At 71.7% G+C, this 26221-nt stretch carries 22 protein-coding genes; 5 read left to right on the top strand and 17 right to left on the bottom strand.

What is annotated here, in order from left to right; genetic code table 11:
• The first annotated feature begins 37 nt into the window (after nt 1-37).
• Entirely contained in the window at nt 38-214 is a 177-nt protein-coding gene (locus ABEA93_RS11470; protein ID WP_345675318.1) for an SPOR domain-containing protein, read from the top strand.
• Between the two features lie 94 nt (nt 215-308).
• Here ABEA93_RS11470 and ABEA93_RS11475 read toward each other — a convergent pair whose 3' ends face one another.
• Nucleotides 309-740 carry a hypothetical protein gene (locus ABEA93_RS11475; RefSeq protein WP_345675319.1) on the bottom strand — a complete coding sequence of 144 codons (432 nt, stop codon included), beginning with the start codon at nt 738-740 and terminating at the stop codon, nt 309-311.
• A 382-nt stretch (nt 741-1122) separates the two neighbouring features.
• On the opposite strand from ABEA93_RS11475, the gene ABEA93_RS11480 reads away from it, so the two are divergent.
• On the top strand, nt 1123-1662 hold the full coding sequence (locus tag ABEA93_RS11480; protein ID WP_345675320.1) for an AMIN-like domain-containing (lipo)protein: 540 nt from the start codon (nt 1123-1125) through the stop codon (nt 1660-1662).
• Nucleotides 1663-1689: 27 nt separating this feature from the next.
• Here ABEA93_RS11480 and ABEA93_RS11485 read toward each other — a convergent pair whose 3' ends face one another.
• The 7 genes from ABEA93_RS11485 to ABEA93_RS11515 all read right to left on the bottom strand — a co-directional run bounded on the left by ABEA93_RS11485 (nt 1690) and on the right by ABEA93_RS11515 (nt 7922).
• Complete coding sequence (locus tag ABEA93_RS11485; RefSeq protein WP_345675321.1) at nt 1690-2217, bottom strand: hypothetical protein; 528 nt, start codon at nt 2215-2217, stop codon at nt 1690-1692.
• Between the two features lie 84 nt (nt 2218-2301).
• Nucleotides 2302-2925, bottom strand: a complete 624-nt coding sequence (locus ABEA93_RS11490; RefSeq protein WP_345675517.1) for a class II aldolase/adducin family protein — start codon at nt 2923-2925, stop codon at nt 2302-2304.
• A gap of 471 nt (nt 2926-3396) precedes the next feature.
• A complete protein-coding gene (locus ABEA93_RS11495) occupies nt 3397-4377 on the bottom strand; it encodes an ABC transporter ATP-binding protein (RefSeq protein ID WP_345675322.1) in 981 nt (326 codons plus the stop codon).
• A 13-nt stretch (nt 4378-4390) separates the two neighbouring features.
• On the bottom strand, nt 4391-5194 hold the full coding sequence (locus ABEA93_RS11500; protein WP_345675323.1) for an ABC transporter permease: 804 nt from the start codon (nt 5192-5194) through the stop codon (nt 4391-4393).
• Nucleotides 5187-6083 (bottom strand): ABC transporter permease, encoded by an 897-nt coding sequence (locus ABEA93_RS11505; protein WP_345675324.1) that lies wholly within the window; start codon nt 6081-6083, stop codon nt 5187-5189. Before ABEA93_RS11505 ends, ABEA93_RS11500 begins: the two co-directional genes overlap by 8 nt.
• 249 nt (nt 6084-6332) lie before the next feature.
• The gene (locus ABEA93_RS11510) at nt 6333-6803 is read right to left on the bottom strand and encodes a hypothetical protein (RefSeq protein ID WP_345675325.1); all 471 of its coding nucleotides are present in this window, start codon (nt 6801-6803) and stop codon (nt 6333-6335) included.
• Between the two features lie 75 nt (nt 6804-6878).
• Nucleotides 6879-7922, bottom strand: a complete 1044-nt coding sequence (locus tag ABEA93_RS11515) for a hypothetical protein (RefSeq protein WP_345675326.1) — start codon at nt 7920-7922, stop codon at nt 6879-6881.
• Nucleotides 7923-8055: 133 nt separating this feature from the next.
• On the opposite strand from ABEA93_RS11515, the gene ABEA93_RS11520 reads away from it, so the two are divergent.
• A complete protein-coding gene (locus ABEA93_RS11520; RefSeq protein WP_345675327.1) occupies nt 8056-8199 on the top strand; it encodes an FAD-dependent oxidoreductase in 144 nt (47 codons plus the stop codon).
• A 60-nt stretch (nt 8200-8259) separates the two neighbouring features.
• On the opposite strand, the gene arcC is transcribed toward ABEA93_RS11520, so the two are convergent.
• The 9 genes from arcC to ABEA93_RS11565 all read right to left on the bottom strand — a co-directional run bounded on the left by arcC (nt 8260) and on the right by ABEA93_RS11565 (nt 24651).
• The gene (gene arcC / locus ABEA93_RS11525; protein ID WP_345675328.1) at nt 8260-9195 is read right to left on the bottom strand and encodes a carbamate kinase; all 936 of its coding nucleotides are present in this window, start codon (nt 9193-9195) and stop codon (nt 8260-8262) included.
• 154 nt (nt 9196-9349) lie between these two features.
• On the bottom strand, nt 9350-10351 hold the full coding sequence (gene argF / locus ABEA93_RS11530) for an ornithine carbamoyltransferase (RefSeq protein WP_345675329.1): 1002 nt from the start codon (nt 10349-10351) through the stop codon (nt 9350-9352).
• Nucleotides 10352-10428: 77 nt separating this feature from the next.
• A complete protein-coding gene (locus ABEA93_RS11535; protein WP_345675330.1) occupies nt 10429-11658 on the bottom strand; it encodes an arginine deiminase in 1230 nt (409 codons plus the stop codon).
• Nucleotides 11659-11769: 111 nt separating this feature from the next.
• A complete protein-coding gene (locus ABEA93_RS11540) occupies nt 11770-13200 on the bottom strand; it encodes an amino acid permease (RefSeq protein ID WP_345675331.1) in 1431 nt (476 codons plus the stop codon).
• A 396-nt stretch (nt 13201-13596) separates the two neighbouring features.
• On the bottom strand, nt 13597-16383 hold the full coding sequence (locus ABEA93_RS11545) for a polynucleotide kinase-phosphatase (protein ID WP_345675332.1): 2787 nt from the start codon (nt 16381-16383) through the stop codon (nt 13597-13599).
• The gene (locus ABEA93_RS11550; RefSeq protein WP_345675333.1) at nt 16380-18812 is read right to left on the bottom strand and encodes a 3' terminal RNA ribose 2'-O-methyltransferase Hen1; all 2433 of its coding nucleotides are present in this window, start codon (nt 18810-18812) and stop codon (nt 16380-16382) included. The genes ABEA93_RS11545 and ABEA93_RS11550 overlap by 4 nt, the downstream gene beginning before the upstream one ends.
• A 476-nt stretch (nt 18813-19288) precedes the next feature.
• Nucleotides 19289-20143 carry a hypothetical protein gene (locus ABEA93_RS11555; protein ID WP_345675334.1) on the bottom strand — a complete coding sequence of 285 codons (855 nt, stop codon included), beginning with the start codon at nt 20141-20143 and terminating at the stop codon, nt 19289-19291.
• Nucleotides 20144-21136: 993 nt separating this feature from the next.
• The gene (locus tag ABEA93_RS11560; protein ID WP_345675335.1) at nt 21137-22486 is read right to left on the bottom strand and encodes a class I SAM-dependent RNA methyltransferase; all 1350 of its coding nucleotides are present in this window, start codon (nt 22484-22486) and stop codon (nt 21137-21139) included.
• 86 nt (nt 22487-22572) lie between these two features.
• A complete protein-coding gene (locus ABEA93_RS11565; RefSeq protein ID WP_345675336.1) occupies nt 22573-24651 on the bottom strand; it encodes an APC family permease in 2079 nt (692 codons plus the stop codon).
• A gap of 175 nt (nt 24652-24826) precedes the next feature.
• Here ABEA93_RS11565 and ABEA93_RS11570 point away from each other — a divergent pair, with 175 nt between their 5' ends.
• Both ABEA93_RS11570 and ABEA93_RS11575 read left to right on the top strand, forming a co-directional pair.
• Nucleotides 24827-25489, top strand: coding sequence for a potassium channel family protein (locus tag ABEA93_RS11570; protein ID WP_345675337.1), 663 nt, complete (start codon nt 24827-24829; stop codon nt 25487-25489).
• The gene (locus ABEA93_RS11575; RefSeq protein WP_345675338.1) at nt 25489-26148 is read left to right on the top strand and encodes a potassium channel family protein; all 660 of its coding nucleotides are present in this window, start codon (nt 25489-25491) and stop codon (nt 26146-26148) included. The genes ABEA93_RS11570 and ABEA93_RS11575 overlap by 1 nt, the downstream gene beginning before the upstream one ends.
• Nucleotides 26149-26221 lie beyond the last annotated feature (73 nt).

Below are 26221 nucleotides of genomic sequence, written 5' to 3' on the forward strand. Positions count from 1 at the left end.
TGGCCCGGCAGCGGCGCGGACGGTCCATAATCCGTGCATGGAGAAACCGATCCGCTGGCAGGTATGGCGCCAGGACGACAACGGCGCCCGGTTCCTGCTCGCCTCGTACGAAACCGAGGACGAAGCAAGGACCCGCCTCGAGGAGATCGAGAAGACCGGCGGGCATCACAAGCAGCTGTATTGGATGTCGCGGTCGGATCGGCCGCGGTTGTAGTCGTCGGCGAGCCAAGGACCGCGGGCGGGTATCGCCGCCGCGCCCTCGGGTGCCGGGCCGACGGTCGGGCAGTGCCGCACCCCCGCCTGCTGCCTCAGTCCGTCGCCCCCGACGGCTTCGGTCCCGCCCCCGTCGGTTCCGGGGACGGGTTGCCGGTCGGTGGGGCCGGCGGGGTCGGGGGTGCGGCCGTGGGGGCCGGCGGAGGTGCGGCCGGGGTGGGTGATGCGTCGGGGGTCGGGGCGCCCGCCGGCGGGGCGGTGGGCGGGACTTCGCCGGGGACGAACGACGGTTCCTCGGGGCGTACCGACGCGGCTTCTTGCGGGGAGAGCGGGACGCCGCTGTGCAGGGGCTGAGGGCCCGTCGGGTGGCCCGCCGGGCGTCCGGGGGCGCCGCCGCGCGGGAGTTGGGCCTTGGCGCCCTCGTCGGCGGCGGCCGGGGTCGCGCCGGACGGCACGCTGCCTGCCGGGGCGACGCTGTCGCGCGAACCGCCGCACGCGGAGGCCGCTCCGGCGGCCAACAGGACCACGGCACACCAGGATCCGACGCGGCGCCGATCCATGAGACAGCCTCCCGAAAATGCGAGTGACGGGACGCCAGGCGGCGACCCGTCCGCCAGTACGCTCGCGCCCCCGCCCGCCCCGCGCCAGCCGGAACGCCCCTATTCATCCGCACGAGTGACGAGGCGTTCGGCGCAAGGGGTGAGTGCGGGTGATCGTTCGAGTGCCCCGCAAAACGCGCGTGTCCGACACGTCGCGGATCATGAGGACATTCCGTGCAGAATCGTTATTCTCCGGAGCAACCCGACGGCGGTGCCATCGCGTCGTCACGGGTACACGGGCCCCGCCACGGCTTCCGTGTCCGACGGCGACCCCGTCGGAATCCACCGGCACCACGCAGCAGGAGGACTCATGCTCCCGCCCACGTCCCGCCGCACCCGATCCCCGTACCGCCGCCGCACCGCCGCGGCCGCGGCCGCATTCGCCCTCGCCGCGGCGGCGTTCCTGCCCACCGCGGCCGGCGCGGCGCCCGCCCGGACGGCCGTGTCCGTCGCCGCGGCGGACAGCTACCTGACGAACATCCGCTCCGGCGCGCACCCGACGTTCGACCGTGTCGTCCTCGACTTCTCCGGCGGCGTCCCGGCGTACGGCATCTCGGGCGGCCCGGCCCCGCTCACGAACTGTGCTTCCGGTGCCGAAATCCCCCTGACCGGCGACCAGTTCTTCGAGGTGCAGGCGGCGAGCGCGGCGCACGACGCGTCGGGAAACCCGACGTACACCGGTCCGCGGCTGGTCCTCACTCCCGGCCTGGCCCGCGTCACCGGCTTCGCGGTGACGTGCGACTTCGAAGGCCACCTCAACGTCGGCGTCGCGACCCGCGGCACGGTCAAGGAAGTCCGCACGATGCCGCTGACGAACCCGAGCCGGATCGTCGTCGACGTGTACCGCTGACCCCGCGGCACGCCCGAGCCGGCGTCGTCAGTTCGGGTAACCACCGCCCGAGGCGACGCCGGCGACGACGACCCAGATCATGATCAGGGCCACGCCCCAGGCGAACACGGCCCACCGGCGCGCGGTGCCGCGCAGCGTGAACAGGGCGATGGTGCCGCAGGTCGCGACGACGGGCGCGCCGAGCAACGCGGCCGTCATCGCGGCGACTTCGCCGCCGCCCGCACCGTCGTGCGCGGCGGACAGTCCCGCGAGCATCGGCAGCACGAGCATTTCGAAGAGCGTGGCGGGCCACAGGGCCAGCAAGGTCGCGACGACGGCGCCGGTGCTGCCGGACCGCTCGGGCGCCGCGTAGTCCTGCGCGGGATCGGCGCAGGTCTGCGCGGGGTCCACCGGACAGACCAGGAACGCCCCGCGCTCGGGGTCGAATTCGACGGTGTAGTGGCCTTGCGGCCGCGGCGCGCCGGGCGGCGGCGAGTGGGGGTCGCGGGGGCCGTACGGTCCGTCGGCAAAGCGCGCGGGATCCCGGTAGACATCGCCGACCGCGTGTTTCGTCATGCGACCAGTCTGTGCCGGGGCTGCGTCAGGGCGCCTGGGTACGCGTACTCAACTCGTCCCGGTTCACCCCTGCGGGTGGCGGGGTCAGCCCTGCATCCGGGCTTCCACGTCCGCGAGTTCGGCGTCGTCGAGGATCCGCGGCGTGCCCATGCCGCAGGCGCGGACGTAGACCTCGCACAGCCATTCGAGGATGCTCGTACGTTCGAACGCCTCGTCGAGGTCCGTCCCGAGCGTGACCCCGCCGTGGTTGGCCAGCAACGCCGCGGTACGTCCGCCGGCGAGCGCGCCTCGGACGTTGCGGGCGAGATCCGCGGTGCCGTACGTGGCATAGTCGGCGACCCGCACGTCACGCCCGCCGAACAGCAGCACGTTGTAGTGGATGGCCGGGAGGACCTCGCGGGTCGTGGCGACGACCGCGCCGAACACCGAATGCGTGTGCACTATCGCGCTCGCGTCGGGTGCGGTGTCGTACAGCGCCAGGTGCATGGGCGTCTCGGACGAGGGCGCGAGCCGCCCGTCCACGACCCGCCCCGCCGGATCCACGACCGGGCAGTCCTCGGGCCGGAGCCGGTCGAGCTGCACACCGGTCGGCGTGACCGCCATCAGGTCGCCGTCCCGCACGCTGAGGTTCCCGGAACTCCCGACGACGTACCCGCGCTCGACCACCCGCCGCCCGTAATCACACAGCGCGGCGCGCGCGTCCCTCATGAGCACGGCGGTTCTCCCTCGTCGTCGATCGCCCGGGCGAAGGCAGCAGCCCGACCGCCGAGCAGCGGGCCCACCCCGCCCTCCGGGCATCCGACCCCGACGCCGGACACAAGGGGCCAACCTACCGTTCCGGGACGCGGGCGAACGCGGAGGTAGGGCACTTCCCGCCACACCGGGCATCGACGGGGCGACCGACCGGAGCAGCTGGACGGTACGCGGGGGGCCGCGACAGGGCGCCGGGGTGACGGGCGGCCGCCCGAGACGGCGGGCGGTCCGTTCCGGCCCGCGCCCGCCGCCTGTCCGGCACCGCCGCTTCACTCCTCCTGCTCGCCACCCCGCGCCGCTGCCTCCCCCGCGGCCCACTCACCACTCCCCCTCACCCCGGCACGTACAACCGGGCCACCACCTCCCCGCGCCACCGCGTGCAGCCGAGCCCCCCGTCACGCCCCGCGAACAACCGGCCCCGCCCCCTCACGCCGCCGCATACAGCCGAGCGACCACTTCCTCGATGTCCGGCTCCTGCACGGCGACGTCGCGGAGGCCGCCGAGCTGGGCCAGGCTCGCGATGAGGGCGCCGGCCGGGACCCCGTCCAGGGTGAAGATCAGCCGGTGGCCGTCGTCCTCGACCTGCTCCACCTTCACCCCGTCGACGTGCGGCAGCTCGTCGTAGGGGCGGTCGAGGTCCACGACCACCCGGCGGCGGGAGCCGTAGCGGGTGTGGAGCGCGGCGAGGGAGCCGTCGTGGACGACGTGGCCGTGGTCGACGACGATCAGGCGCGGGCAGAGGCGTTCGATGTCGGCGAGGTCGTGGGTGGTGAGGACGATGGTGACGTCGCCGGTCGCGCCGAGGTCGCCGAGGAAGGCCCGCAGGGACTGTTTGCTGACGACGTCCAGGCCGATGGTCGGTTCGTCGAGGAAGAGCACGTCGGGGCCGTGCAGCAGCGCCGCGGTGATCTCCCCGCGCATCCGCTGGCCGAGCGAGAGCTGGCGCACCGGGGTGTCGAGGAAGTCGTCGAGGTCGAGCATGTCGCGGCATTGGGCGTAGCGGCGGGCGTGGTCGGTTTCCGGGACGCCGTAGACGTGCCGGAGCAGGCGGAACGACTCGCGCAGGGGCAGGTCCCACCACAGTTGCGAGCGTTGCCCGAAGACGACGCCGATGCGCCGGGCGAGCTGCCGGCGCCGCGGTACCGGTTCCAGGCCGCAGACGCGCAGGTCGCCGGCGCTGGGGGTGAGGATGCCGGTCATCATTTTGAGCGTGGTCGATTTTCCGGCGCCGTTCGGGCCGATGTAGCCGACGGTTTCGCCGTGGGCGACGGCGAGGTCCACGCCGTCGACGGCGGAGACGGTGCGGGTTTCCCGGCGCAGCCGGCCGGTTTTGCGTGTGACCTCGAAGTCTTTGCGCAGGCCTTGGGCGTGGACGGCGAGGGTGTTCGTGGTCGTCGTGGTGGTCATCGTCGGGTCCTCCTCACGAGCCGGTGCTGCGGTAGTGGCGGATGCCGGTGTTCCAGAGTGCGAGTGCCGCGGCCCAGGCGACGGCGGCGACCGCGGGGCTGAGCCAGGCCGCCCATGCGGGGGTGCCGAGCGGGTCGGGGCGTCCGAGCAGGGCGAGGGCGGGCTGGTAGCCGGCGAAGGCGATGCCGAGGCCGTAGGCGAAGACGTCGCGCAGCCACAGCGGGTAGATGCCCATGGGGTACGAGCCGAACGTCCGCCCGCCGTAGGTGAACGCGTTGGCGAATTCGCCGGAGTCGATCCACCAGAACGCGACCGTCGCGCCCGCGACGAAGACCGCGGCGAACAGCGTCGCGGTGGCGGCCGGTGCCACGACGGCCAGCACGGCGCGCGCGGGTGTCCAGGCGACCCCGGCCCACCAGAGCGCGGCGGCGTAGATCACCGCGCCTTGGACGGCGCGGCCGACTTTGCGGAACGGGAAGTCGAGGGCGAGGAGTTGGCCGAGGCTGCTGCGGGGCCGGATGAGTACCGAGTCGAGCAGTCCGGTGCGCACGTATTTGGAGACGAGTTCCACGTTGCCGACGAGCAGGTCGGCGCAGTAGAAGCCGCATTGGCACAGGGCGGCGATCAGCAGGACTTCGCGGACGTCGAATCCGCCCAGTCCCGGGGTGACCCGGAAGATGACCAGCACGGACACGATTTCCATCGCGCAGAAGAGCGTGGTGAAGCCGACGTCGAGCAGGAAGGACGCCCGGTACTGGCTCTGGCTGCGGATCTGCGCTCCGACGAGCGCGCGGTAGACGCGCACGCTGTCAGCCACCTTGCACCACCAGCCGCACGACGCCGCGCCGCTGCACGCGCACGCACAGCACGTACAAGACGACCGCCCACAGCGCTTGGACCAGGACGGTCGCGGAAGCGGCGGCCACGGAGGTGCGCTCCACGGCGACGTCCAGCGGTGCCTGGAACAGGCTCGGGAACGGGGTCGCCACCCATGCCAGCCACAGCGTCCACTCGGGCAGGAAGCGCAGGGGGAAGTAGTTGCCGGACAGTACCGCCGAGGCGATGCCCCACACCATCAGCGGGCCGCGCACGTCGAGCAGCCAGAAGGCGGTCAGGTTGACCAGGTAGCGGCCGCCGAAGCTGACCACGACGGCCAGGATGACGGAGGCTGCGAACAGCGGGTAGGTGGCGACGCGGTGCGGGATGTACATGTCGTACACGAGCAGGCCGAACACCACCGGCGGAAGCCAGCGCCACAGCATCGCCTGTGCGGCGCGGCCGAGGTCCGCGGCGGCGTACGCGGCGATCGGGTCCACCGGGCGCAGCAGGTCCGACGTCACGTCGCCGGAGGTGATCCGGTCGGAGAATTCGCGCCAGCCCCACATGTGGACGACGTTGAGCAGCCCTTGTCCGATCCAGACGAAGGCGACGAGCTGGGCGGCGGTGTAGCCGCCGGGGGTGTTTCCGCCGTGCGCGGCGGCGAGCATGATGGCGCACAGCATCGCGCCGAAGACGATGTTGGTGAACAGTCCCGCGACGGCGGCTTGGCGGTAGGTGGCGTACCGCCGGTAGCCGGCGGCGGCGAGCGCGCCGAAGCAGCGCGCCTTCTCGGCGGCGGCGGCGAGGCCCCGGCGGGCGGCGGGTTGCGGTGGTCGGTCGGGTAGGTCGGGTCGGTCCGTTTCCGGACATGCGGCGGCGAACGGCATGACGAACTCCTCCCGCGCCGGGCAGCCCGCAGCCGCGCACCGGCGTGCGCGTACGCGGAACGCCCGACGCGCGGCGTCGGTCGGTCAGGGGAATCGCTCGCTCTTGGTTTCGCCGCGGGGTCCTGATGCGGTTTCCGAACCGCCGGACCCGCCCGCGGCACCCCGGGCAAGGCCGTTCACGCTACACGACCGGCCGCGCCACCGCCGAGCGCATTCACTCGTGGGTGAACCGGCGGCACACCAATCCGCTCAGCCGTTCGCTTGGCACACGCGGCGGGCTTCCTTGGCGAAGGCCTCTTCGGTGAAGCGCCGCCCGTCGAAGATCGACATCGGGCCGCTCCTCAGGTCGTCGGGGCCAAAGAACACTTCTCCGGTACCCATGCCATCACCGTCGACATCCAGCAATGCCTTGTAGCGGTAGCCGGGCCGGAATCCGTCGACGAAGGCGGTGTCCACCCGCGCGCCCTCCGGCACGGTGCCGATGGGGACCGCGCGCAGCGCCGTCGTCGGGGCGAGAGTTACCTGCCACACTCGGAGCGAATCGTCGGAACCCGGCTTCCATTCGTCAAGACCGACCGCCCGAATCCGGCCTTCGCGGCACGGCAACATGATCACCTCGGCGCGACCGTCCGGCAGGATCCGCAGGGCGGTTTCCGGTTGTGGATCACGCGACAACGTCACGCACGCCGCCGCCATCGTCAGCAACACGGTCGGCAGCACAATTGCCGGAATCCCCCACCGTCGCCACCGCACCGTTCCGTACCGCCCCCCGCCGGGCGCGGACGGCGCGGCGGGTCATCGTACGTCGTCGGGGTGGGCGCCTTCGGGGCGGACGCCCAGGCCGGGGAAGTCGACGTAGCCGCCGCTGGTCCACGAGCGCACGCGCATGGCGGAGGCCGCGGTGATGCCCCACTCGGCGAAGGCGTCGAGCAGCAATCCGCCGGCGCGGCGCCCGTGTTCGCCGCCGGGGCGGAGCCACACCTGGCGGGCGAGGCCGGGGACGCCGCCGAGTTCGAGCCGGTCTTGGCCGATGCGGAGTTCGACGGTGCGGCTCGGCCGGGCGACTTCGCCGACGACCAGCAGGATCGGTTCGATCCAGCCGACCAGCGGGAGGTCCGCGACGGTGGACGCGAGGAGTTCGGGGACGGCGCGGGCGAAGTCGGCCCAGTCGTTCGGGTCGGGGCCGAACGGCAGGAACAGTTCGGCGAGTGCCAGGTCCGGGCGGCTCACGCACCAGTCGTAGGGCAGGCCGGTGAGTCCGTCGGCGTCCGCGAAGCGCCGTTGTTCGCGTGCTTCCCACGGCCGGGTCGGGAACAGCTCCATGGTGAGTGCGCCGCGCTCGTGGTCGCGGGTGATCCGCAGGGTCGTGCTGCGGTTGCGCCAGCGCAGCCAGGCGCCGGGTCCGCCGCGCCACGGCGCGGGGCCCAGAGCGGCGGTGACGGAGGCGACCAGCCGGGTGTGTGCGGCGTCGAGTTCGCGGTCGCGGTCGCGCGGGAATCCGGTGCCGGGCAGGCCCCACGATTCCCCGGAGAGGCCGGCGCCGAACCCGAGGCTGCGGCCCGGTCCGGCGGACGGCGGCAGGTCGGGACCTGGGGTGAGGGCCGGTACCAGGACCTCGAAGCGCAGGGCCGGGCATTCGTCGTCGTCGTCGGCCCAGGTGCAGGCCAGCCCGGGGACGCCGGGATCGAGTGCGTCGTCGCCGAGGCCGTCGGCGCGCCACGACAGCGATGCGGCGACGCGTTCGAGATCGGCGCGGGTCCACGTGCGCCAATCGGCGTCGCGGGCGGCCAGGAGTGTGCGGGTGAGGGTGTCGGCGGCAGGCATCACGGAGGCAGCCATAGGCCGATGGTGACACTCGGCGCCCCTTTTGGGCAGTCACGCCGAAGAGTGGACTCGGGTCGCGCGGGCGCGCAAACCCGTTGGCTGCGGGACAAGTTCTTCCCCGCAAGGCAGCACAACATCGTTGACATCAGTGTTGTGCGCACGGTTCACGCCATCCATTCCGTGCGTCCACGTCCACTTCGCCGGCGAGCACACCAACGGCTACGGCGCGACGCTGAACGCCGCGGTGCAGAGCGGCGAGCGCGCGGCGGGCGAGGTCGCGAAGCAGGTCTGACGGTGCGGAACGGCGGCGGCGCCCCGGGCGTCGCCGCCGTTCGCATCCACCCGGCCGGGCTCAGAGCAGCCCGCGCTCCGGGTACTGCCCGCTCGGCGTCACGATGGTGCCCGCCTTGCCCGCGAGGATCTCGGTGGCCTGCTCGAGCGAGCCGATCGCGGCCATGTCGCCGGTCATCTCGACGAAGTGGCACACCGCGTCGACCTTCGGCCCCATCGACCCGGCCGGGAAGTCCTCTTCGCGCAGCTGCGCCGGTGTCGCGTTGCGGATCTCCTCGGCGTTCGACTGCCCGAAGTTGCGCATGACCCGCTGGACGTCGGTGAGCAGCAGCAGCGCGTCGGCTTCGAGCGCCTCGGCGAGCAGCGACGCGGTGAGGTCCTTGTCGACGACCGCTTCGACGCCGACGAGCTGGCCGAGTTCGTTGCGCATGACGGGCACGCCGCCGCCGCCCGCGCACACCGCGATGGCGCCGGAGGCGAGGAGCTGCCGGATCAGCCGGGTCTCGATCACCCGGCGCGGCCGCGGCGACGGGACGACCCGGCGCCAATACTGCCCGTCCTGCTTGACGACCCAGCCGCGTTCCTCGGCGACCTGCTTGGCCTCGGCTTCGGTGTAGACGGTGCCGACGAACTTCGTCGGGTTGTCGAACGCCGGGTCGGCGGCCGACACCAGCGTCTGGTTGATGAGCGCGCACACCTGACGGCCGGGCAGCGCGTTCTGCAGCGACTGGAGCAGCCAGTAGCCGATCATGCCCTGGGTCTCCGCGCCGAGGACGTCGAACGGGTACGGGATGGTCAGCGACTTGTCCGCGGCCGACTGCAGCGCGAGGACGCCGACCTGCGGCCCGTTGCCGTGTGTCACGACGATCTCGTGCTGTTCGGCGAGCGGGGCGAGGGACTTGACGGCCTTGCGGATGTTGGCGAGCTGGACGTCCGCGTCCGGCTTTTCCCCGCGCTGAAGCATGGCGTTTCCGCCGAGAGCGACAACCACGCGCATGGCAGTTCCCTTGATCGAATATGCGAACAATGAGAATGAATCGGGCGGATCGGAGAAACGTCAGGCCCGGGTGCTCCAGTCGTTGGCGGTCCGGGCACCCGGGCCTGAGGGTGTTCGCCCCCGCGCGCCGGTGGGGGCAGGTGAAGCGGGAAGGTCAGTCGCCGAGCGTGGCGACCATGATCGCCTTGATGGTGTGCAGGCGGTTCTCGGCCTCGTCGAACACGATCGAGAAGTCCGCTTCGAAGACCTCGTCGGTGACCTCGAGGGCCTCCATGCCGGTCTTCTCGTAGATGTCCTCGCCGACCTGGGTGTGCCGGTTGTGGAACGCCGGCAGGCAGTGCATGAACTTGACCTTGGGGTTCTCGGTCGCCTTCACCACGTCCATGTTGACCTGGTATGGCTTGAGCAGCGTGATGCGCTCGCCCCACACCTCCTTGGGCTCGCCCATGGAGACCCACACGTCGGTGTAGAGGAAGTCGACGCCCTTGACGCCCTGCTTGACGTCCTCGGTGTGGGTGATGGTGGCGCCGGTCTTGGCCGCGATCTCCTTGGCCTTGGCGGTGATCGCGTCGTCGTTCCACAGCGTCTTGGGGGCGACCATGCGGACGTCCATGCCGAGCATGGCCGCGGTGATCATGAGCGAGTTGCCCATGTTGTTGCGGGCGTCGCCGAGGTAGGCGAACGAGACGTGGTGCAGCGGCTTGTCCGAGTGCTCCTTCATGGTGAGCATGTCGGCGAGCATCTGCGTCGGGTGCCACTCGTCGGTGAGGCCGTTCCACACCGGCACGCCCGCGTACGCGCCGAGTTCCTCGACGTACTCCTGCTTCGACCCGCGGTACTCGATGCCGTCGTACATCCGGCCCAGCACCCGGGCGGTGTCCTTCATCGACTCCTTGTGGCCGATCTGCGAGCCGCTCGGGTCGAGGTAGGTGACATTCGCGCCCTGGTCGTGGGCGGCGACCTCGAACGCGCAGCGGGTGCGGGTCGACGTCTTCTCGAAGATCAGCGCGACGTTCTTGCCCTTGAGACGCTGCTGCTCGATGCCGGCGTACTTGGCCGCCTTGAGGTCCGCGGCCAAGTCGATCAGGAACTTGAACTCCTGGGGAGTGAAGTCGAGTTCCTTGAGGAAGTTGCGGTGGCGCAGGTTGAAAGCCATGACTCCGGGGTTTCTTTCGTACGTGCCGGCCGGGCCGGCAGGGGGCTCCGTCGGATTGTCTTCAGATCGCCACTGTGTCAGGAGACCGGCTCGCGCTCCACCGGGCAGCTCATGCAGCGGGGGCCGCCGCGGCCCCGGCCGAGTTCGCTGCCGCGCACCGTGACCACCTCGATGCCGTTCTTGCGCAGGAAGGTGTTGGTGGTGACGTTGCGCTCGTAGGCGAAGACCACTCCGGGTTCGACGGCGAGGACGTTGCAGCCGTCGTCCCACTGCTCGCGCTCGGCCGAGCGCACGTCCTGGGTCGCGGCCAGCACGTTGATGCTGTCCAGGCCGAGCGCCTTGGCGATGGCCGTGTGCATGTCGTCGGCCGGGTGGTCGGTGACCTTCAGCTCGTCGTCGTTGTCGCCGGGCTCGATCGTGTACGACGGGAGCATCCCCATGCCGGCGTACTTGGTGAAGGTGTCGCCGTCGAGCATCGTCATGACGGTGTCGAGGTGCATGAAGGCGCGGGCCTTCGGCATCTTCAGGGCGACGATCTTCGTGGCGGAGCCGTGCTGGAAGAGCTTCTGGGCGAGCGCTTCGACGCCCATCGGGGTGGTGCGCTCGCTCATGCCGACCAGCACCGCGCCGTTGCCGATGACCAGGACGTCGCCGCCCTCCATGGTCGCCGGGTAGGAGGACTGGCCGGGGTTCCACACGTTGAAGTCGCCCTTGGCGAACATCGGGTGGTAGCCGTAGATCGCTTCGAAGTGCACGGTTTCGCGGCGCCGGGCGGGCATCTGCATCGCATTGATGGTGACGCCGTCGTACACCCATGCGGACGTGTCGCGGGTGAACAGGTGGTTCGGCAGCGGCTTGAGGACGAAGTCGTCCATGTGCATGGTGTGGAAAGCGACCGAGTGCGGTTCGTCGATGCGTTCGAGGATCTCGCGCTTGGTGATGCCGCCGATGAGGTGCTTGACCAGCGTCTGGATGTCGAGGCCCTCGAACAGGCCGCGCAGCTCGTCGATGGCGAGGAGGCCGTACTGGCGTTCGTCGAACACCCGGTCGAGGACCAGCTTCTTGGCGGCCGGCTCGTTGCCGAGGGTCTCCTTGAGGAGATCGGCGAACAGGTAGACGGTGATGCCGCGGTCCCGCAGGGCGTCCGCGAACGCGTCGTGCTCCTCGCGGGCCCGCTTGACCCACAGGACGTCGTCGAAGAGCAGTTCGTCCTTGTTGGTCGGGGTGAGGCGCTTCAGCTCCAGGTCCGGCCGGTGCAGGATGACCTGCTTGAGCCGCCCGGTCTCCGACTGGACGTTGAATCCCATGGGAACCTCCTTGGCAGTGCGGGGATCTCCCGCGGATGTGGGGGCCGTTGAACCGAGCGGCTCGGAGCGGCTCAAAGCGGTGAAGAGCCGCCCGCAGCGAGCCGGAGCGGGTCACTCCTCGGTGGAGGACGCCGTGCCGACCGCCTTTCCGGACTTGTCGTGGACGACTTCGTTGGGTCCGTACTCACCCCGGGACGCTTTCACCCAGATGTAGACGGGGATGCCCACGAGCAGCATGATCAGACCCTTCAGGACCGCGTCCTCGCCGGCGCCGTAGACCATCCAGAGCGTGAACGCCATGCCCACGATCGCGATGGCCAGGTCTCCGGCGAGGGCACCGCGGCTGACCGCCCGCTCCCGGGTCACCAGCCAGAACAGCTGGGCGGAAGCGGAGAACAGGTACGGGATGACCGTGGTGACGGTGGCCAGCAGCAGGATCGTCTCGAAGGCGTCCTCGGACCACAGGTAGTTGACGGCCATGACGATGATCGTCAGGACGGTGCCGACCAGGATGCCCACCGTGGGGACGCCGGCCTTGCTGAGCTTGCCGAACGCCTTGGGGAACATGCCGTCGCGGGACGCCGCGTAGGGCATTTCGGCGACCAGCAGCGTCCAGCCGTTGAGCGCGCCGAGGCCGGAGATGATCGCCATCGCGGCCATCACGCCGCCCCACGCGCTGCCGCCGAACATGTTGTTCAGGGCGTCGGAGAACGGGGCGGTCGAGCCGACCAGCTGGTCGTGCGGGACGTTGCCGAAGATGGCGACGGTGGACAGCATGTAGACCACCGCGCAGGCGAGCGTGCCGTACACGGACGCGCGGCCGATGTTCCGCTCCGGGTTCTTCACGCGCTCGGCGGCGATGGAGACCGCTTCGATGCCGGAGTAGGCGAAGACGACGAGTGCGGCGGACGTCTGGAGGGCATGCAGGAAGCTGCCGCCGGCGGCGTTGAACGGGCCGAAGTTGGCGCTCTGCATGAAGAAGAGGCCGACGATGGCGACGAACAGCAGCGGCACGAACTTCAGCACCGTGGTGACCAGCTGGAACGCGCCCATGTTCTTGACGCCGGAGACGTTCACCAGCGCGGGCACGGCGAGGCCGACCAGGGCGATGACGATCTTCCCGATCGTCGAGTCCCAGTGCAGGAAGTAGTTGACGTAGCCGACCCAGGCGACGGCGATGCCCGCGTTGCCCGCCCACGCGGTGATCCAGAAGGACCACGCGTTGAGGAAGCCGGGGAACTCGCCGAACGCGTCGCGGGCGTAGGCGTACGGGCCGCCGGACGACGGGATGCGGCGGCCCAGCTTGCCGAAGATGACGGCGAGGCAAAGGGCACCGATCGTGACCAGCCCGAAGGCCAGAATCGATACGGTGCCGTATTTGGCGAGGGTCGCCGGGAGCAGGAAGATGCCGGTTCCGATGACACCGCCGATGACCAGCGCGGTGGCTTGGGGAAGCCCGAGAGTGCCTTTGCCTTCGTCGGGGATGTCCGCGGTCGGTGCGTCGGCGACCGGCGCGCCCGACGGAGCCGCTGGTTGGCCCATCTCGATCCTCCTGAATCGGCGCTCGCGAGCTGGCGCGACCGCACGCGGGGACGTACGGACGCGCGACGAAGAATCACGTTGTGGAGAGTTGGGAAGACTCCTGTGGTTCTTTGTGATGTTTTGTGGTGCTTTGGAGAAGATTCGACCAGATATCGGCGAATCCCTCTACTCGCGATCCCGCTCCCGAGCGACCGCCCCGACGTCCCGCAGGAGTCGCGGCCTCGACCGACCGTCGGCTCCCGGCGACCAGGACACCGGTCCCGACCGGCGGAATATCCGGACAATGGCGCATCAATACCCGCACCAATACGCACAAACCCCCGGCCCTCGACCGCGCGGAATGCCGCGTGGCCGAGGGCCGGGGATACGTGCCGGAAGGCGGGCCGCCCGCCCCGGCTACAACCGGGGGTCGACCGGCTCGGACTCCAATGCGAGGACCGCGAACACCGGTTCGTGCACCCGCCACAGTCCCTCGCCCGCGCTGAGCCGGTCGAGGGACTCCAGGCCCAGCGCGTGCTCGCGCAGCGCCAGGGACCGCTTGTGCCCGAGGTGCCGGTGCCGCAAGCGCTCCAAGTGCTCGGGCTCGGCGTAATCGGGGCCGTAGATGATCCGCAGGTACTCCGGCCCGCGCACCTTCACGCCCGGCTGCACCCGCGTTCCCGCGGGCCGATCGCCCTCCGCGGCCAGCGGCTTGACGACCATGCCCTCGCCCCCGGCCCCGGTCAGCTCCTCCCACCAGGCGATCCCGGCGGCGACCTGCCCGGGATCGCGCACGTCCACCACCAGGCGCCCGGTCGGGGCCAGCAGCCCCGACGGATCGGCGGCCACCAGCCGGTCGGCGAGCGCCAAGTGCCAGTCGTGGCCGTTGCCGGTGTACGACGCGCCGCGCCCGGCCAGCACCTGGAACGGCGCGAACCGCAGCCCGTCGAGACCGTCGACCGGCCAGCAGTACTGGCGGTACGCCTCGGTGAACGCCCGCGCGTTCGCCTCCCGCGTGCCGGTACGGGCGGACACGTCCGCGACGTCGACCCCGCGGGCGGCGGCCCGCGCCAGCGCCGCCGCGGCCGCGGGCAGCGCCGAACCCGCCGCGGCACCCACCGCGGCGTACTGGCGGCGCAGCAGCTCCACGGCCTTCGCCGACCACGGCATCAACTCGGCGTCGAGCAGCAGCCAGTCCGTCCCCAGCTCGTCCCACAGCCCGGCCGCGTCCACCGCGGCCCGCAGCCGGCCGAGGAACTCCTCGGTCAGCTCCGGCGACGGCAGGAACGACCGCCCGGTGCGCGTCCACAGCGCACCCGTGCCCTCGGCGATGCCGAACGCGTCCAGCGCCGCCTCCTGGTCGCGGCACACCAGCGCCACCGCACGCGACCCCATGTGCTTCTCCTCGCACACCACCAGGCCGATGCCGTCCTCGCGGAACTGCGCGAACGCCTGCTCGGGATGCTCCAGCAGCCCCGGCCGGTCCGACGTGGCACACGGCGCCATCGTCGGCGGCAGGTAGACCAGCCACCGCGGGTCGATCGCGAACCGGCTCATCACCTCCAACGCCGCCGCCGCGTTCTCGCCGCGCACCATCACCCGGCCGCCGGTCCGGGTCTCCACGACCCGGCGGCCCATCGGGTCGTCGGGAACCAGCACGTCGGACAACGCCAAGGGGCGCCCGTCTCGGCCGCCGGGAGCGGCGGCGCGCAGCGGCCGGACCGGCTCGTACCAGACCTGCTCGGCGGGCACCGCCACCAGCTCGCGCTCCGGGTACCGCAGCGCGGTCAGCTCACCGCCGAACACGCAGCCGGTGTCCAGGCAGATGGTGTTGTTCACCCATTCGGCGCGCGGCATGGGGGTGTGGCCGTACACGACGGTCGCGCGGCCGCGGTACTCCTCCGCCCACGGGTAGCGGACGGGGAGGCCGTACTCGTCGGTCTCGCCGGTCGTGTCCCCGTACAGCGCGAAGCTGCGCACCCGGCCCGACGTGCGGCCGTGGTACTTCTCGGGCAGCCCGGCATGCGCGACGACGAGGCTGCCGCCGTCGAGCAGGTAGTGGCTCACCATCCGGTCGCAGAACGCCACGACGTCGGCCCGGAACTCGTCGCTCTCCGCCTCCAGCTGCGCAAGCGACTCGGCGAGCCCGTGCGTGACGCTCACCTTGCGGCCGCGCAGCGCCCGCAGCAGCTTGTTCTCGTGGTTGCCCGGCACGCAGACCGCATGCCCGGCCGCGACCATGCCCATCACCAGACGCAGCACACCCGGCGTGTCCGGACCGCGGTCGACGAGGTCGCCGACGAATACCGCGGTACGGCCGTCCGGGTGCACGGCATCGACGGCCCGCCCGGCGTCGTCGCGGACGAGTGCGTAGCCGAGCCGCACCAGCAGCGTCTCGAGTTCGGCGCGGCAGCCGTGGATGTCACCGACGATGTCGAACGGCCCGGTGAGGTGCCGGAGGTCGTTGTACCGCTTCTCGAGGACGATCCGCGCGGCCGCGATCTCCTCGACACCCCGCAGGTGATGCACCTTGCGGAACCCCTCGCGCTCCAGATGCCGCAGCGACCGCGTCATGTCCCGGCGCTGCCGCGTGATCACGCTGCGGGGCAGGTGCTTGCGGTCCTCCCGCTGCGCGTTCCGCGCGAAGCACTCGTCTTCCGGGACGTCCAGCACGATCGCCACCGGCAGCACGTCGTGCTCCCGCGCCAACTGCACCAACTGCGCCCTTGCGCCCTGCTGGACGTTCGTCGCGTCGACCACGGTCAGCCGCCCGGCGGCCAGCCGCACCCCCGCGACGTGGTGCAGCAGCGCGAACGCGTCCTTCGACGCGGCCTGGTCGTTCTCGTCGTCGGACACCATGCCGCGGAAGAAGTCCGAGGAGAGGACTTGGGTGCCGCGGAAATGGCTGCGCGCGAAGGTCGACTTGCCGGCGCCTGTGGTGCCTATGAGGACGACGAGGGAGAGGTCGGGGACGGGGAGGGGGCGGTCGGTGGGGTGGTCGGGGGCGCGGTTGGAGGTGCGGTCGGGGGTGCGGCGGCCTCGGGTGGGGCGGTCGGGGACGGAGGCTGGAGCGTGGTCTGTCCGATGGTTCGGGGTGCGGTCGGGGGTGTCGGCAAGGGGCTGCTCCGGAGCGTGGTCCGGGGTCGGGTTCGGGCTGTGCTCCGGGGCCGGTTCCGGGGTGCCGAAGGCTGCGGCGGTGGTCATGCGGTGGCTCCTTCGGCGGTGAGGGTGGCGCCGGTCGGGTGGTGGTCGGTGATCGTGGAGGCGGGTTGCCGGTTGGTCCTTGCGGTCGTGGCGCCGGCTTGCCGGTCGGTGGTCGTGGGGGTTCCGCCTTGCCGACGCTCACCCGCTCGGCCGGGCTCGGCCGCGTGCGGGTCGACGGCCGCGGCAGTCGACGATTCGTGTGCGGTGGCCGCGGCACCCGTTTCCGGGGCCCCGTCCGTCTGGGTGAAGACGGCCATCTGCGTGGGCGAGCCCAGCTCGGGGTCGGCGTCGCCGACACCCGAGAACACCACGTCGTAGCCGTAGCGCTCGCCGACCGCGGCGGCCCACGCCCGGAACCGGGCGCGGTCCCACTCGAACCGGTGGTCGCTGTGCCGCATCGCGCCTAGTGGCAGCCCGTGGCCCCCCTCTTCCTCAGGGGCGTAGCGGACGTTGTACTCGACGTTCGGCGTGGTCACCACGACGGCTCCCGGACGGGCGTCCCCGAAGACCACGAACTCGAGCGCGGGCAAACGTGGTTCGTCCACATGCTCGATGACCTCGGACAGCACCGCGGCATCGAACCCGGCCAGGCGCGCGTCGGTGTACGTCAACGCGCCCTGCATCAGCCGAACCCGCGCGCGCTGCCGCTCCCCCATCCGCTCGAGACGCAGCTTCCGCGCGGCGATCTGCAAAGCCCGCGCCGACACGTCGACGCCCACCACCTCGGTGAACCGCCGCTCTTTGAGCAGCTCACCCACCAACTTCCCGTCCCCGCAGCCGAGGTCGAGCACCCGCGCGGCCCCCACGCCCCGCAGCGCTCCGAGGATCGCGTCCCGCCGGTGCGTGGCGAGTGCGACGGGTTTCGCGGGGGTGTCGACGACGGCTTCGGCAGGGGACGTGGAGAGTCCGGTGGTCGAGACGACAGCAGAGACCGTGGTCACGACGGCGTCGGCAGCCGGGGCGCCGGCGTCACCGGCAGCCGCCGGGGACTGGGCGACGGCCGCGACCGACCCACCCACGGTGGCATCGACCCCGGCGTGAGCCTGGGCCTGGACCCCGGCGTGGGCCTGGGCCTGCGCCCCGGCAAGGGCCTCCGCCCCGGCGTGAGCCTGGACCCCAGCTCGAGCCCGAACCCGGATCTCGCTCGAAGCCAAGCCGCCCGTCGCGGCCTCGGCTTCGGCCCGGGTCGGCCGCCCCGTCCCGGCGCCAGGCCGGGTGTCGGCACCGGCCCGTCCACGACCGACGCCGTCGAGGGCTCGCGCCGTTCCGCCGTCGGCACTTTCCGGCGCCGACGGGTCGGCCCGGTGCGTCCGAACCCCCGCGTCGGACGCACCGGACTCCTTGCCGGCCTGAGCCTCGCGCTCGGCCGAATCCCTCATCCCCACGCCCGAGGCAGTCCCGTCCGGGACCTCCCGCTCCCCTGTTCCCGCGCGCACGGCGTCAGTCGCCGCGACCTCCATCGAGGCTGCCCGCGCCCATTCCCCCTCCTCGGAGGCGTGGGCAACAGACGGCGCACCCGGGCCATCCGTCCCGGGCCGTGCCGAGGCGTCGACCGCGGTGGCGTCCGCGGTCTCCGAACCGGCAGCGACCGGCGCGGCCGCGCCGTCGTCCGACAGGTCCGTGTCTTCAAGGACCGCGTCGTCGAGGACCGCGTCTTCGGGGACCGCGTTGTCGAAGTCCTCCGGGCGGGTGTCGTCGATCTCGGCGAGCCGCTGGAGCGCGGTGCGAGTCAGGCTGGGCCGACGGGACAGGAAGCGGCGGGTGATCGTGCCGCGCTCCGGGTGGGTGGCCAGCCAGCCCTCGCCGGCGCGCAGCAGCTTCTCGACTTCTTCCGGCGTCACCCAGTAGTGCTTGGCGTCGTCGAGCACCGGCAGCAGGACATACAGGTGCCGGAGCGCGTCGGCCACGCGGAACGTCCCGGTCAGACGCAACCGCACGTACCGCGAGTCGCCCCACTCCGGGAAGCGCTCGTCGAGCGCCACCGGTTCGGCCTCGACCGTCCACCCGAGCGGCTCGAACAGCCCGCGCACCAGCCGCGGCCCGCCGCGCGACGGCAGCGCCGGCACGCGGACCTCCAACGGCCACAGCTCGTCCACGAGTTCGGGACGCCGGTCGCAGCGCGCCTGCATCGCCGTCCGGAAGACCGAGCCCAACGCGACGGCAAGCAGCGAGGACGCGGCGTACGGCCGGTCGTTCACGTACTGCGCAAGCGCGAAGTCGGGCGTGGACTTCTTCGCGCCGCGGACGAGCGCGATCGGGTCGACGTCGAGCAGCAAGGCGACTTCGCAGCGGTCCGGGCCGGCTTCCGGGTAGAAGACGTGCGCCGTCCCGTGCGCCGTGCCGAACTGCTGCGCCTTCTCCGGATGCTTGTACAGCAGAAATCCGAGGTCGGCGGCGGGCTGGCGCGTGGTGGCTATCGTCAAGAACACCCGGCCGAGTATCGCGGCACGGCCTCCACCGAAACCACGGGATTTCCCGATGTGCGGGCCCGGCGGCTGCGGTGACGTGACGCCCCGGCAGCCCGGCGAGAGCCCCGATGCGAGCGCGCCCGGACCGACATGCAGAGGCACCCGGACGGGATCGCCCCAACGTCGCCCCCACCCCACGCCGGATCGACGCGCCTGCCACCGCGGCACCACAGCGCGGCAACCCCCACCGCCGCACGAACCCGCCGCGAAGCTGCACATGCCACGAGGTCGCGACCACGCGGCGGGACTCCCCTGTACCTGTCTTGCCGCCGCCCGAACACACACTTCCCGCAGCACCGTCGCCGCACGACGACTCCGCGCTCACCGCGACAGCACCACACGATCGTTCCCGCACTCCTCCCGTCACCGGCAGGGCACGTCGGTCCCGCGGACCCGACCCGCCACCCCCACCTCGGAGACCACACAGCCCCCACACCTCAGCAAGCACGGCGCGCCATCCGCTCCGCCCCGCCGATGTCCAACCGCCGCGCAACGGCCATACGCGCAGAACGACTTGACCGCCGGACACCGCCATCCGCGCCCGCCGCCGCGGACTCCCCTGCCCGCACGGCACCGCGCTCGATCGGAATCACCTCCGCCAGCTCCGCCCGCAGCCGATGCGGGTCTCTGGGGTGGCCGGCGCCGACGGCGGAGGCCGGGCCGTCCGGTTCCGGGTCGCCCGGGCCCGGGTCGCAGTGCCGGCAGGCGGCATACGGCGGAACCTCCGCGGCAAGCAACAGCCACGGATCGACGGGCGAGTTCGGGAACCAGGTATGGGCTTCCTGGACCGCACGCAGGCGGACCAGTGCGTGGAAGGTGTGCTCCCAGGCCGTCCGGACCCGGGCGCAGGCTTCCGCGTCGAGGCGGACGTCATCCGGCGCCGCGGTGCCGTCGTACGGTGCGCCGCCGCGGGCGAGCGACCGCAACAGCCGTGCGGTGCGGCCGAGAACGCGCGTGATGCTGCCGACCGGGTAGAGCACGTCGTCCAGCGGATCGCGCCAAGTCGCCGACCGGCGCAGGGTCAACGGCGTGATCCCGTCGACGAGCCGTGCGGCGATGCGCAGTTCGTCGGCGGCCCGGCACAGGCACCCCGCGTGCCCGCGGTCGGCGCGCCAGGAGTCGACGGCCCGCAACGCGAACCGCAGCGAACGCCCCGCGGCCACAAGGCCTTCGGCGGTGGTGGCCGCCACCGCGACCGCGTCGTCGACATCGGCCGCGCGAGCGACGGCGACCGTGGTGGAAGCTCCGGCAACTGCGGCCGGAGCGGCAGGAATGGTAGGCGTGGAGAACATCGCCGACTCCCTCGTGAACGTCGCCCCGCCCCCGTGACGTGGCGACGGACCAACAGTGGCCGAGAACCACCGCTCCCCACGAACCGCAAACCCCCCGAACCCCCGAATTCTGTGGATAACCCCCCAGATTCACCTCCCCGAGTGACGCCCCCGACCCTCATCCACAGCCATCCGGGCGACGCCGTTGACAGGCCAACCTCATCCGGAACGCACACGGCCTGGCCTCTTACGCAGGCGGCAGAGATGCGGACAATTCTGTCCGATAAGCCGCTCGGCCAAGGGCTCTTCGCGCTGCGCTTCGACGTCGTGAACCAGGCGATACGCATCACGTCGCGCTGGGCGATGCCATGGCGCAGGCCGTCTACGACCGACGCCTCGAGCTCGGTTGGTCGAAAGCCGAACTCGTCAGGCGCGCCGGGATGAACGAGCGCGTCATCCGGCGCCTCGAAGACGGCGGCCGGCCGGTCACGGGTCCGACGCTCATGCGCCTCGGGACGGCCCTCGGCGGCAGCTTCGCCGTCGAACTGCGCGGCTCGTCCCCGACAGTGATCTTCGAACCCGTGCAGGTGCGCAAGGCAGCTGCCGAGGCCCTCCGCATCGCCGCCGCGCTGCTGGACGCCGGATTCGCCCCCGAGCAGACGCGCATACTGCTCCGCCTGTCGAAGTCCGAATTCCCGCACCTCGACTCCGCGGGGGCGGCCGCGGCTCGTCAGAGCAAAGCCGGCGAACCGCGCCCCCATCACCGCCACACGGCCACCCCCCAAGGCCGCACCGTCCACACCATCGGGGCAGACACCCGACAGCAAGCATTCGGCAACGGACTGCACGCGCCGCTCGCCGGGCACCGCACACCAAGCCGAGGGCGGCTCCGTCGACACAGACCGCGTCGACCCAACCGAAGCAGCTTCACCAACGCGGACCGCGTCGAACACCCCGACGCAGGTCCCCGCCCTCACCGACGTCAGCCGCAACCCGTCGGCCGACCAGCCCCGGCTACCCCTTCTTCTTCCCCCGCGGCGCCGGCTCCAGGATCGCCACGCACTCCACGTGGTGGGTGTTCGGGAACAGGTCGAATGCCCGGACGCCCTTCGTGCGGAAGCCCAGCTCGGCGAAGTACTTCAGGTCGCGGGCGAGTGCCGCCGGGTCGCAGGCCACGTAGGCGATCCGGCGCGGGGTCAGGCGGGCGATGCGCTCCGCGACCGTCTTGCCCGCGCCCGCGCGCGGCGGGTCGAGGACGACGAGGTCGGCGCGGCGGAGGAAGCCCGGGCGGGTGAGGACGCGGTCGACCTTGCCGACCTCGAAGCGCGCGCCGGGGACGTCCCGCAGGTTGTGCTTGGCGTCTTCGATGGCCTCGCGGGAGGACTCGACGCCGATGACGGTGTCGCCGTCCGCGAGCCGGTCGGCGATGGCGCCGGCGAACAGGCCGACGCCGCAGTACAGGTCGAGTGCGAGGTCGCCCGGCTTCGGTTCGAGGCCGTCGAGGACGGCGGCCACCAGGGTGTCCGCGGCCGCCGGGTGGACCTGCCAGAAGCCCGCGCCGGAAACGCGCCACGTGCGTCCGGCTGCGACCTCGCGGACCGCCGCGCGGCCGTGCACGCGCTTGGTGCGGCCGCGGTCGTCGGCGCGGAACACCGAGACGGGGCGCTCCAGTTCGACGATCGGCAGGCGGCCGTCGGTGGCCGCCGGGGTGACCACGACGGCGCGGTCCAGGGAGCCGGTCGCGGCGACCGCCTCGACGGTGGCGACGCCCGTCCAGTCGCGGGATTCGACGCCGAGTTCCTCGACGCCGGGTGCGGCGATCGCGCACGCGTCGACGACCTCGACGTCGTGCGAGCGGTGCTTGCGCAGGCCCGCGGCGCCGGTGGCCGGGTCGACGGCGAACTGCACGCGGGTGCGCCAGCCCAGGCCCTCGGGCAGGCCGGGCGGCCCGGCGACGGCTTCGACGGCCACGTCGAGGTCGAGTCCGGCGAGGCGGCGCAGTTGCTCGGCGACGACCGCGGCCTTGAGGCGGCGCTGCGCGGCGGGCGCCGCGTGCTGCCAGTCGCAGCCGCCGCAGCGGCCGGGCCCGGCGAACGGGCACGGCGGAGTCACCCGGTCCTCGGACGCGTCGAGCACCTCGACGACGTCGGCGCGCAGGAACCGCGAGGTCGCGGTGCCGTCGGTGACCTCGACGACGGCGCGCTCGCCCGGCAGCCCGTGCCGGACGAACAGCACGCGGCCTTCGTGCCGTGCGACGCAGTGCCCGCCGTGCGCGACGGGACCGATCTCCACCTCGTACCGGGTGCCGGCCAGGGACTCGGGCGCGTCTTCGGCGGCGGGACGGGCGGTACGGGGCGTAGGCACGGGACTCCTCGCAAGAACGGGCTGGGGGGCCGCCCCGCGGATTCACCCCGCGGCGCGACCCCCCAGCCTACGGCCTCGGCCGGCCCTCACCGTCCCGTCGCGCCCCCGCCGCCGCCCGCGGAGCCTCCGGTGCCCCTGCCGGCTTCCCGGCGCGCCCGGGCCTCGGCCTTCTGCTTCGCCGACGGCTCGCCGCGCCGCACCGCACCCGGCGCGTTGTAGCCGCCCACGTCCTTGACCCGGTCCGACGACACGAGCTGCCACGGCACCGACGCGACCACGACACCGGTGGTGAACAGCAGGCGCCCCTTGAGCCGCAGTGCGCTCTGGTTGTGGAGGATGTGCTCCCACCAGTGCCCCACCACGTACTCGGGGATGTAGACCGTGACCACGTCGCGCGGCGACGACCGGCGCACGTTCTTCACGTACTCCACGATCGGCCGGGTGATCTCGCGGTAGGGCGAGTCGAGCACCTTCAGCGGCACCTCGATCCCCCGCTCGTCCCACTCCTCGCGCAGTGCCTCGGTCTCCTCCGGGTCCACCGAGACGGTGACCGCCTCGAGCACCGAAGGCCGCGCCGCCCGCGCATAGGACAGGGCCCGCAGCGTCGGCTTGTGCAGCTTGGACACGAGCACGATGCCGTGGACGCGCGACGGCAGCTTCATGTCCTCGTCGAGGTCGGCGACGAGTTCTTCCGACACCCGGTCGTAGTGCCGCCGGATGCCCTTCATGAGCATGAACAGCGCGGCCATCGCGAGTATGGCGATCCACGCGCCCTGCGTGAACTTGGTGAGCAGGACGATGACCAGCACCGTCCCGGTCATCGCCAGGCCGATCGTGTTGATGACGCGGCTGCGGATCATGTGCCGCCGGGCCGCGGGGTCGTTCTCGGTCTTCAGGTGCCGCGTCCAGTGCCGGATCATGCCCGCCTGGCTCAGCGTGAACGACACGAAGACGCCGACCACGTAGAGCTGGATCAGCTTGGTCGGCTCGGCGTTGAACGCCACGATCAGCACGATCGCGAAGCCGGCCAGCATGATGATGCCGTTGCTGAACGCGAGCCGGTCGCCGCGGGTGTGGAGCTGGCGCGGCAGGTAGCGGTCCTGCGCGAGGATCGAGCCGAGCACCGGGAAGCCGTTGAAGGCGGTGTTCGCGGCGAGCACCAGGATGAGGCCGGTGACCGCGAGCACCAGGTAGAAGACCGGCGACGCGAACGTGCCGCCGAAGACCGCGTCGGCGACCTGCGCCACGACCGTCTTCTGCTCGTGGCCCGGGGGCGCGCCGATCAGCTGCGTCTCCGGGTCCGCGGCGAAGTGCACCTTCGTCATCTTCGCGAGCACCAGGATGCCCATGAGCATGGTGACCGCGATCGTGCCCATGAGCAGGAGCGTCGTCGCCGCGTTCTTGCTCTTCGGCTTGCGGAACGCGGGCACGCCGTTGCTGATCGCCTCGACACCGGTCAGCGCCGCACAACCGGAGGAGAAGGTGCGCAGCAGCAGGAACACCAGGGCGATGCCGGTGAAGGAGTCCTCGGCCTGGATCGAGTACCCGGCGCTCTCCGCCTCCATATGCGCGCCCGTCGCGGCGCGGATCAGGCCGAACAGCGTCATGCCGATGATCGAGGCCATGAACAGATACGTCGGGACGGCGAACGCCGATCCCGACTCCCGCACCCCGCGCAGGTTCATCGCCATCAGCAACAGCACAAGGCCGACGGCATACAGCACCTTGTGCTCGCCTATCGCCGGGATCGCCGAGGAGATGTTGGCGACGCCGGACGAGATCGACACCGCCACGGTGAGCACGTAGTCGACCATCAGCGCGGCGCCGACCGTCAGACCGGCGTTCGGCCCGAGGTTGACGGTCGCCACCTCGTAGTCGCCGCCGCCGCTGGGATAGGCGTGCACGTTCTGCCGGTATGAGGCCACCACGGTCAGCATGACCACGACGACCGCGAGACCGACCTTCCAGCTGAAGCTGTACGCCGCCATTCCGGCCAGCGACAGGGTCAGCAGGATTTCGTCCGGCGCGTATGCCACCGACGACAGCGCGTCGGAGGCGAAAACGGGCAGGGCGATCCGCTTCGGCAGCAGGGTCTCGTGCAGCTTGTCGCTGCGCAGGGCCCGGCCCACAAGAATACGTTTGGATAGATCGGTCAGTCTTGACACGCGGGCGATCGTACGCTGTGCGGATTCGGTACGTCGGTGCACCCGCCGTTCTGCGCCCGTGTAACGTCCACGGAACGTCTGTCACCCTGGTGGCAGAGCCTGACATCACAAAGCTCAGCAAAGCCCGACAAACGACATTCGCAAGGGCAACGCGGGACTCGCCGGAAGGACGGCCGTGCACATCGTCATCATGGGGTGCGGGCGCGTGGGCTCCACGCTCGCGCAGACCCTGGAGGAGCTGGGCCACTCGGTCGCCGTGGTGGACCGGGACGCGACGTCGTTCCGGCGCCTCGGATCGCACTTCTCCGGACGCCGCGTCACGGGCGTCGGCTTCGACCAGGACACCCTGCGCGCCGCCGGCATCGAAGAAGCGGGCGCGTTCGCCGCGGTGAGCAGCGGCGACAACTCGAACATCATCGCGGCGCGCGTGGCCCGGGAGACCTTCGGCGTGGAGAACGTCGTGGCGCGGATCTACGACCCGCGGCGCGCCGAGGTGTACCAGCGGCTCGGCATCCCGACGGTGGCCACCGTGCGGTGGACCGCCGACCAGATGCTGCGGCGGCTGCTGCCGAGCGGCGCGGAGCCTCTGTGGCGGGACCCGAGCGGCAGCGTCCAGCTCGCCGAGGTGCACGTGAACCCGCAGTGGATCGGGCACCGCATCGCCGACCTGGAAGAGGCGTCGGGCGCCCGGGTCGCCTTCCTCACCCGCCTGGGCGAGGGCACCCTGCCCGGCCCGGACACCGTGCTGCAGGAAGGGGACCTGGTGCACGTGATCATGCACCAGGCGGATGTGGCGGCCGTCGAGGCGGCCTTCGAGAAAGAGCCGGAGGACCACTGATGCGCGTCGCGATCGCCGGGGCGGGCGCGGTAGGCCGCTCCATCGCGGGGGAACTGCTGGAGAACGGCCACGAGGTCCTGCTCGTCGACAAGGCCCCGGACGCCATCAAGGTGGAGAGCGTCCCGCAGGCCGAGTGGCTGCTCGCCGACGCGTGCGAGATCACCTCGCTCGACGAGGCCGCGCTGCAGCGCTGCAACGTGGTCATCGCCGCGACCGGTGACGACAAGGTCAACCTGGTCGTCTCGCTGCTCGCCAAGACCGAGTACGGGGTGCCGCGGGTCGTCGCCCGCGTCAACAACCCGAAGAACGAGTGGCTGTTCAACGAGGCCTGGGGCGTCGACGTCGCGGTGTCGACCCCGCGCCTGATGTCCGCGCTCGTCGAGGAAGCGGTCAGCGTCGGCGACCTGGTCCGCCTGATGCGGTTCAGCCAGGGCGACGCCAACCTCGTCGAGCTGACCCTGCCGTCCGACACCACGCTGGTCGGCACCCGGGTCGGCGACGTGCACTGGCCCGAGGACACCGCGCTGGTGACGATCCTGCGCGAAGGCCGCGTGCTGGTCCCCAGCAAGGACGACTCGCTGGAAGCCGGCGACGAACTCCTCTTCGTGGCCGCGCCACACCGCGAGGAAGAGCTGGAAGACCTGCTCTCCAGCCGCTGACCCGCCACACGGGAAGGCAACGCCCGAGGGGCGCGATCCGGTCACGGGTCGCGCCCCTCGGCGTGCGGCGGGC

The sequence above is a fragment of the Yinghuangia aomiensis genome (assembly GCF_039542225.1).
Classification (GTDB): domain Bacteria; phylum Actinomycetota; class Actinomycetes; order Streptomycetales; family Streptomycetaceae; genus Yinghuangia; species Yinghuangia aomiensis.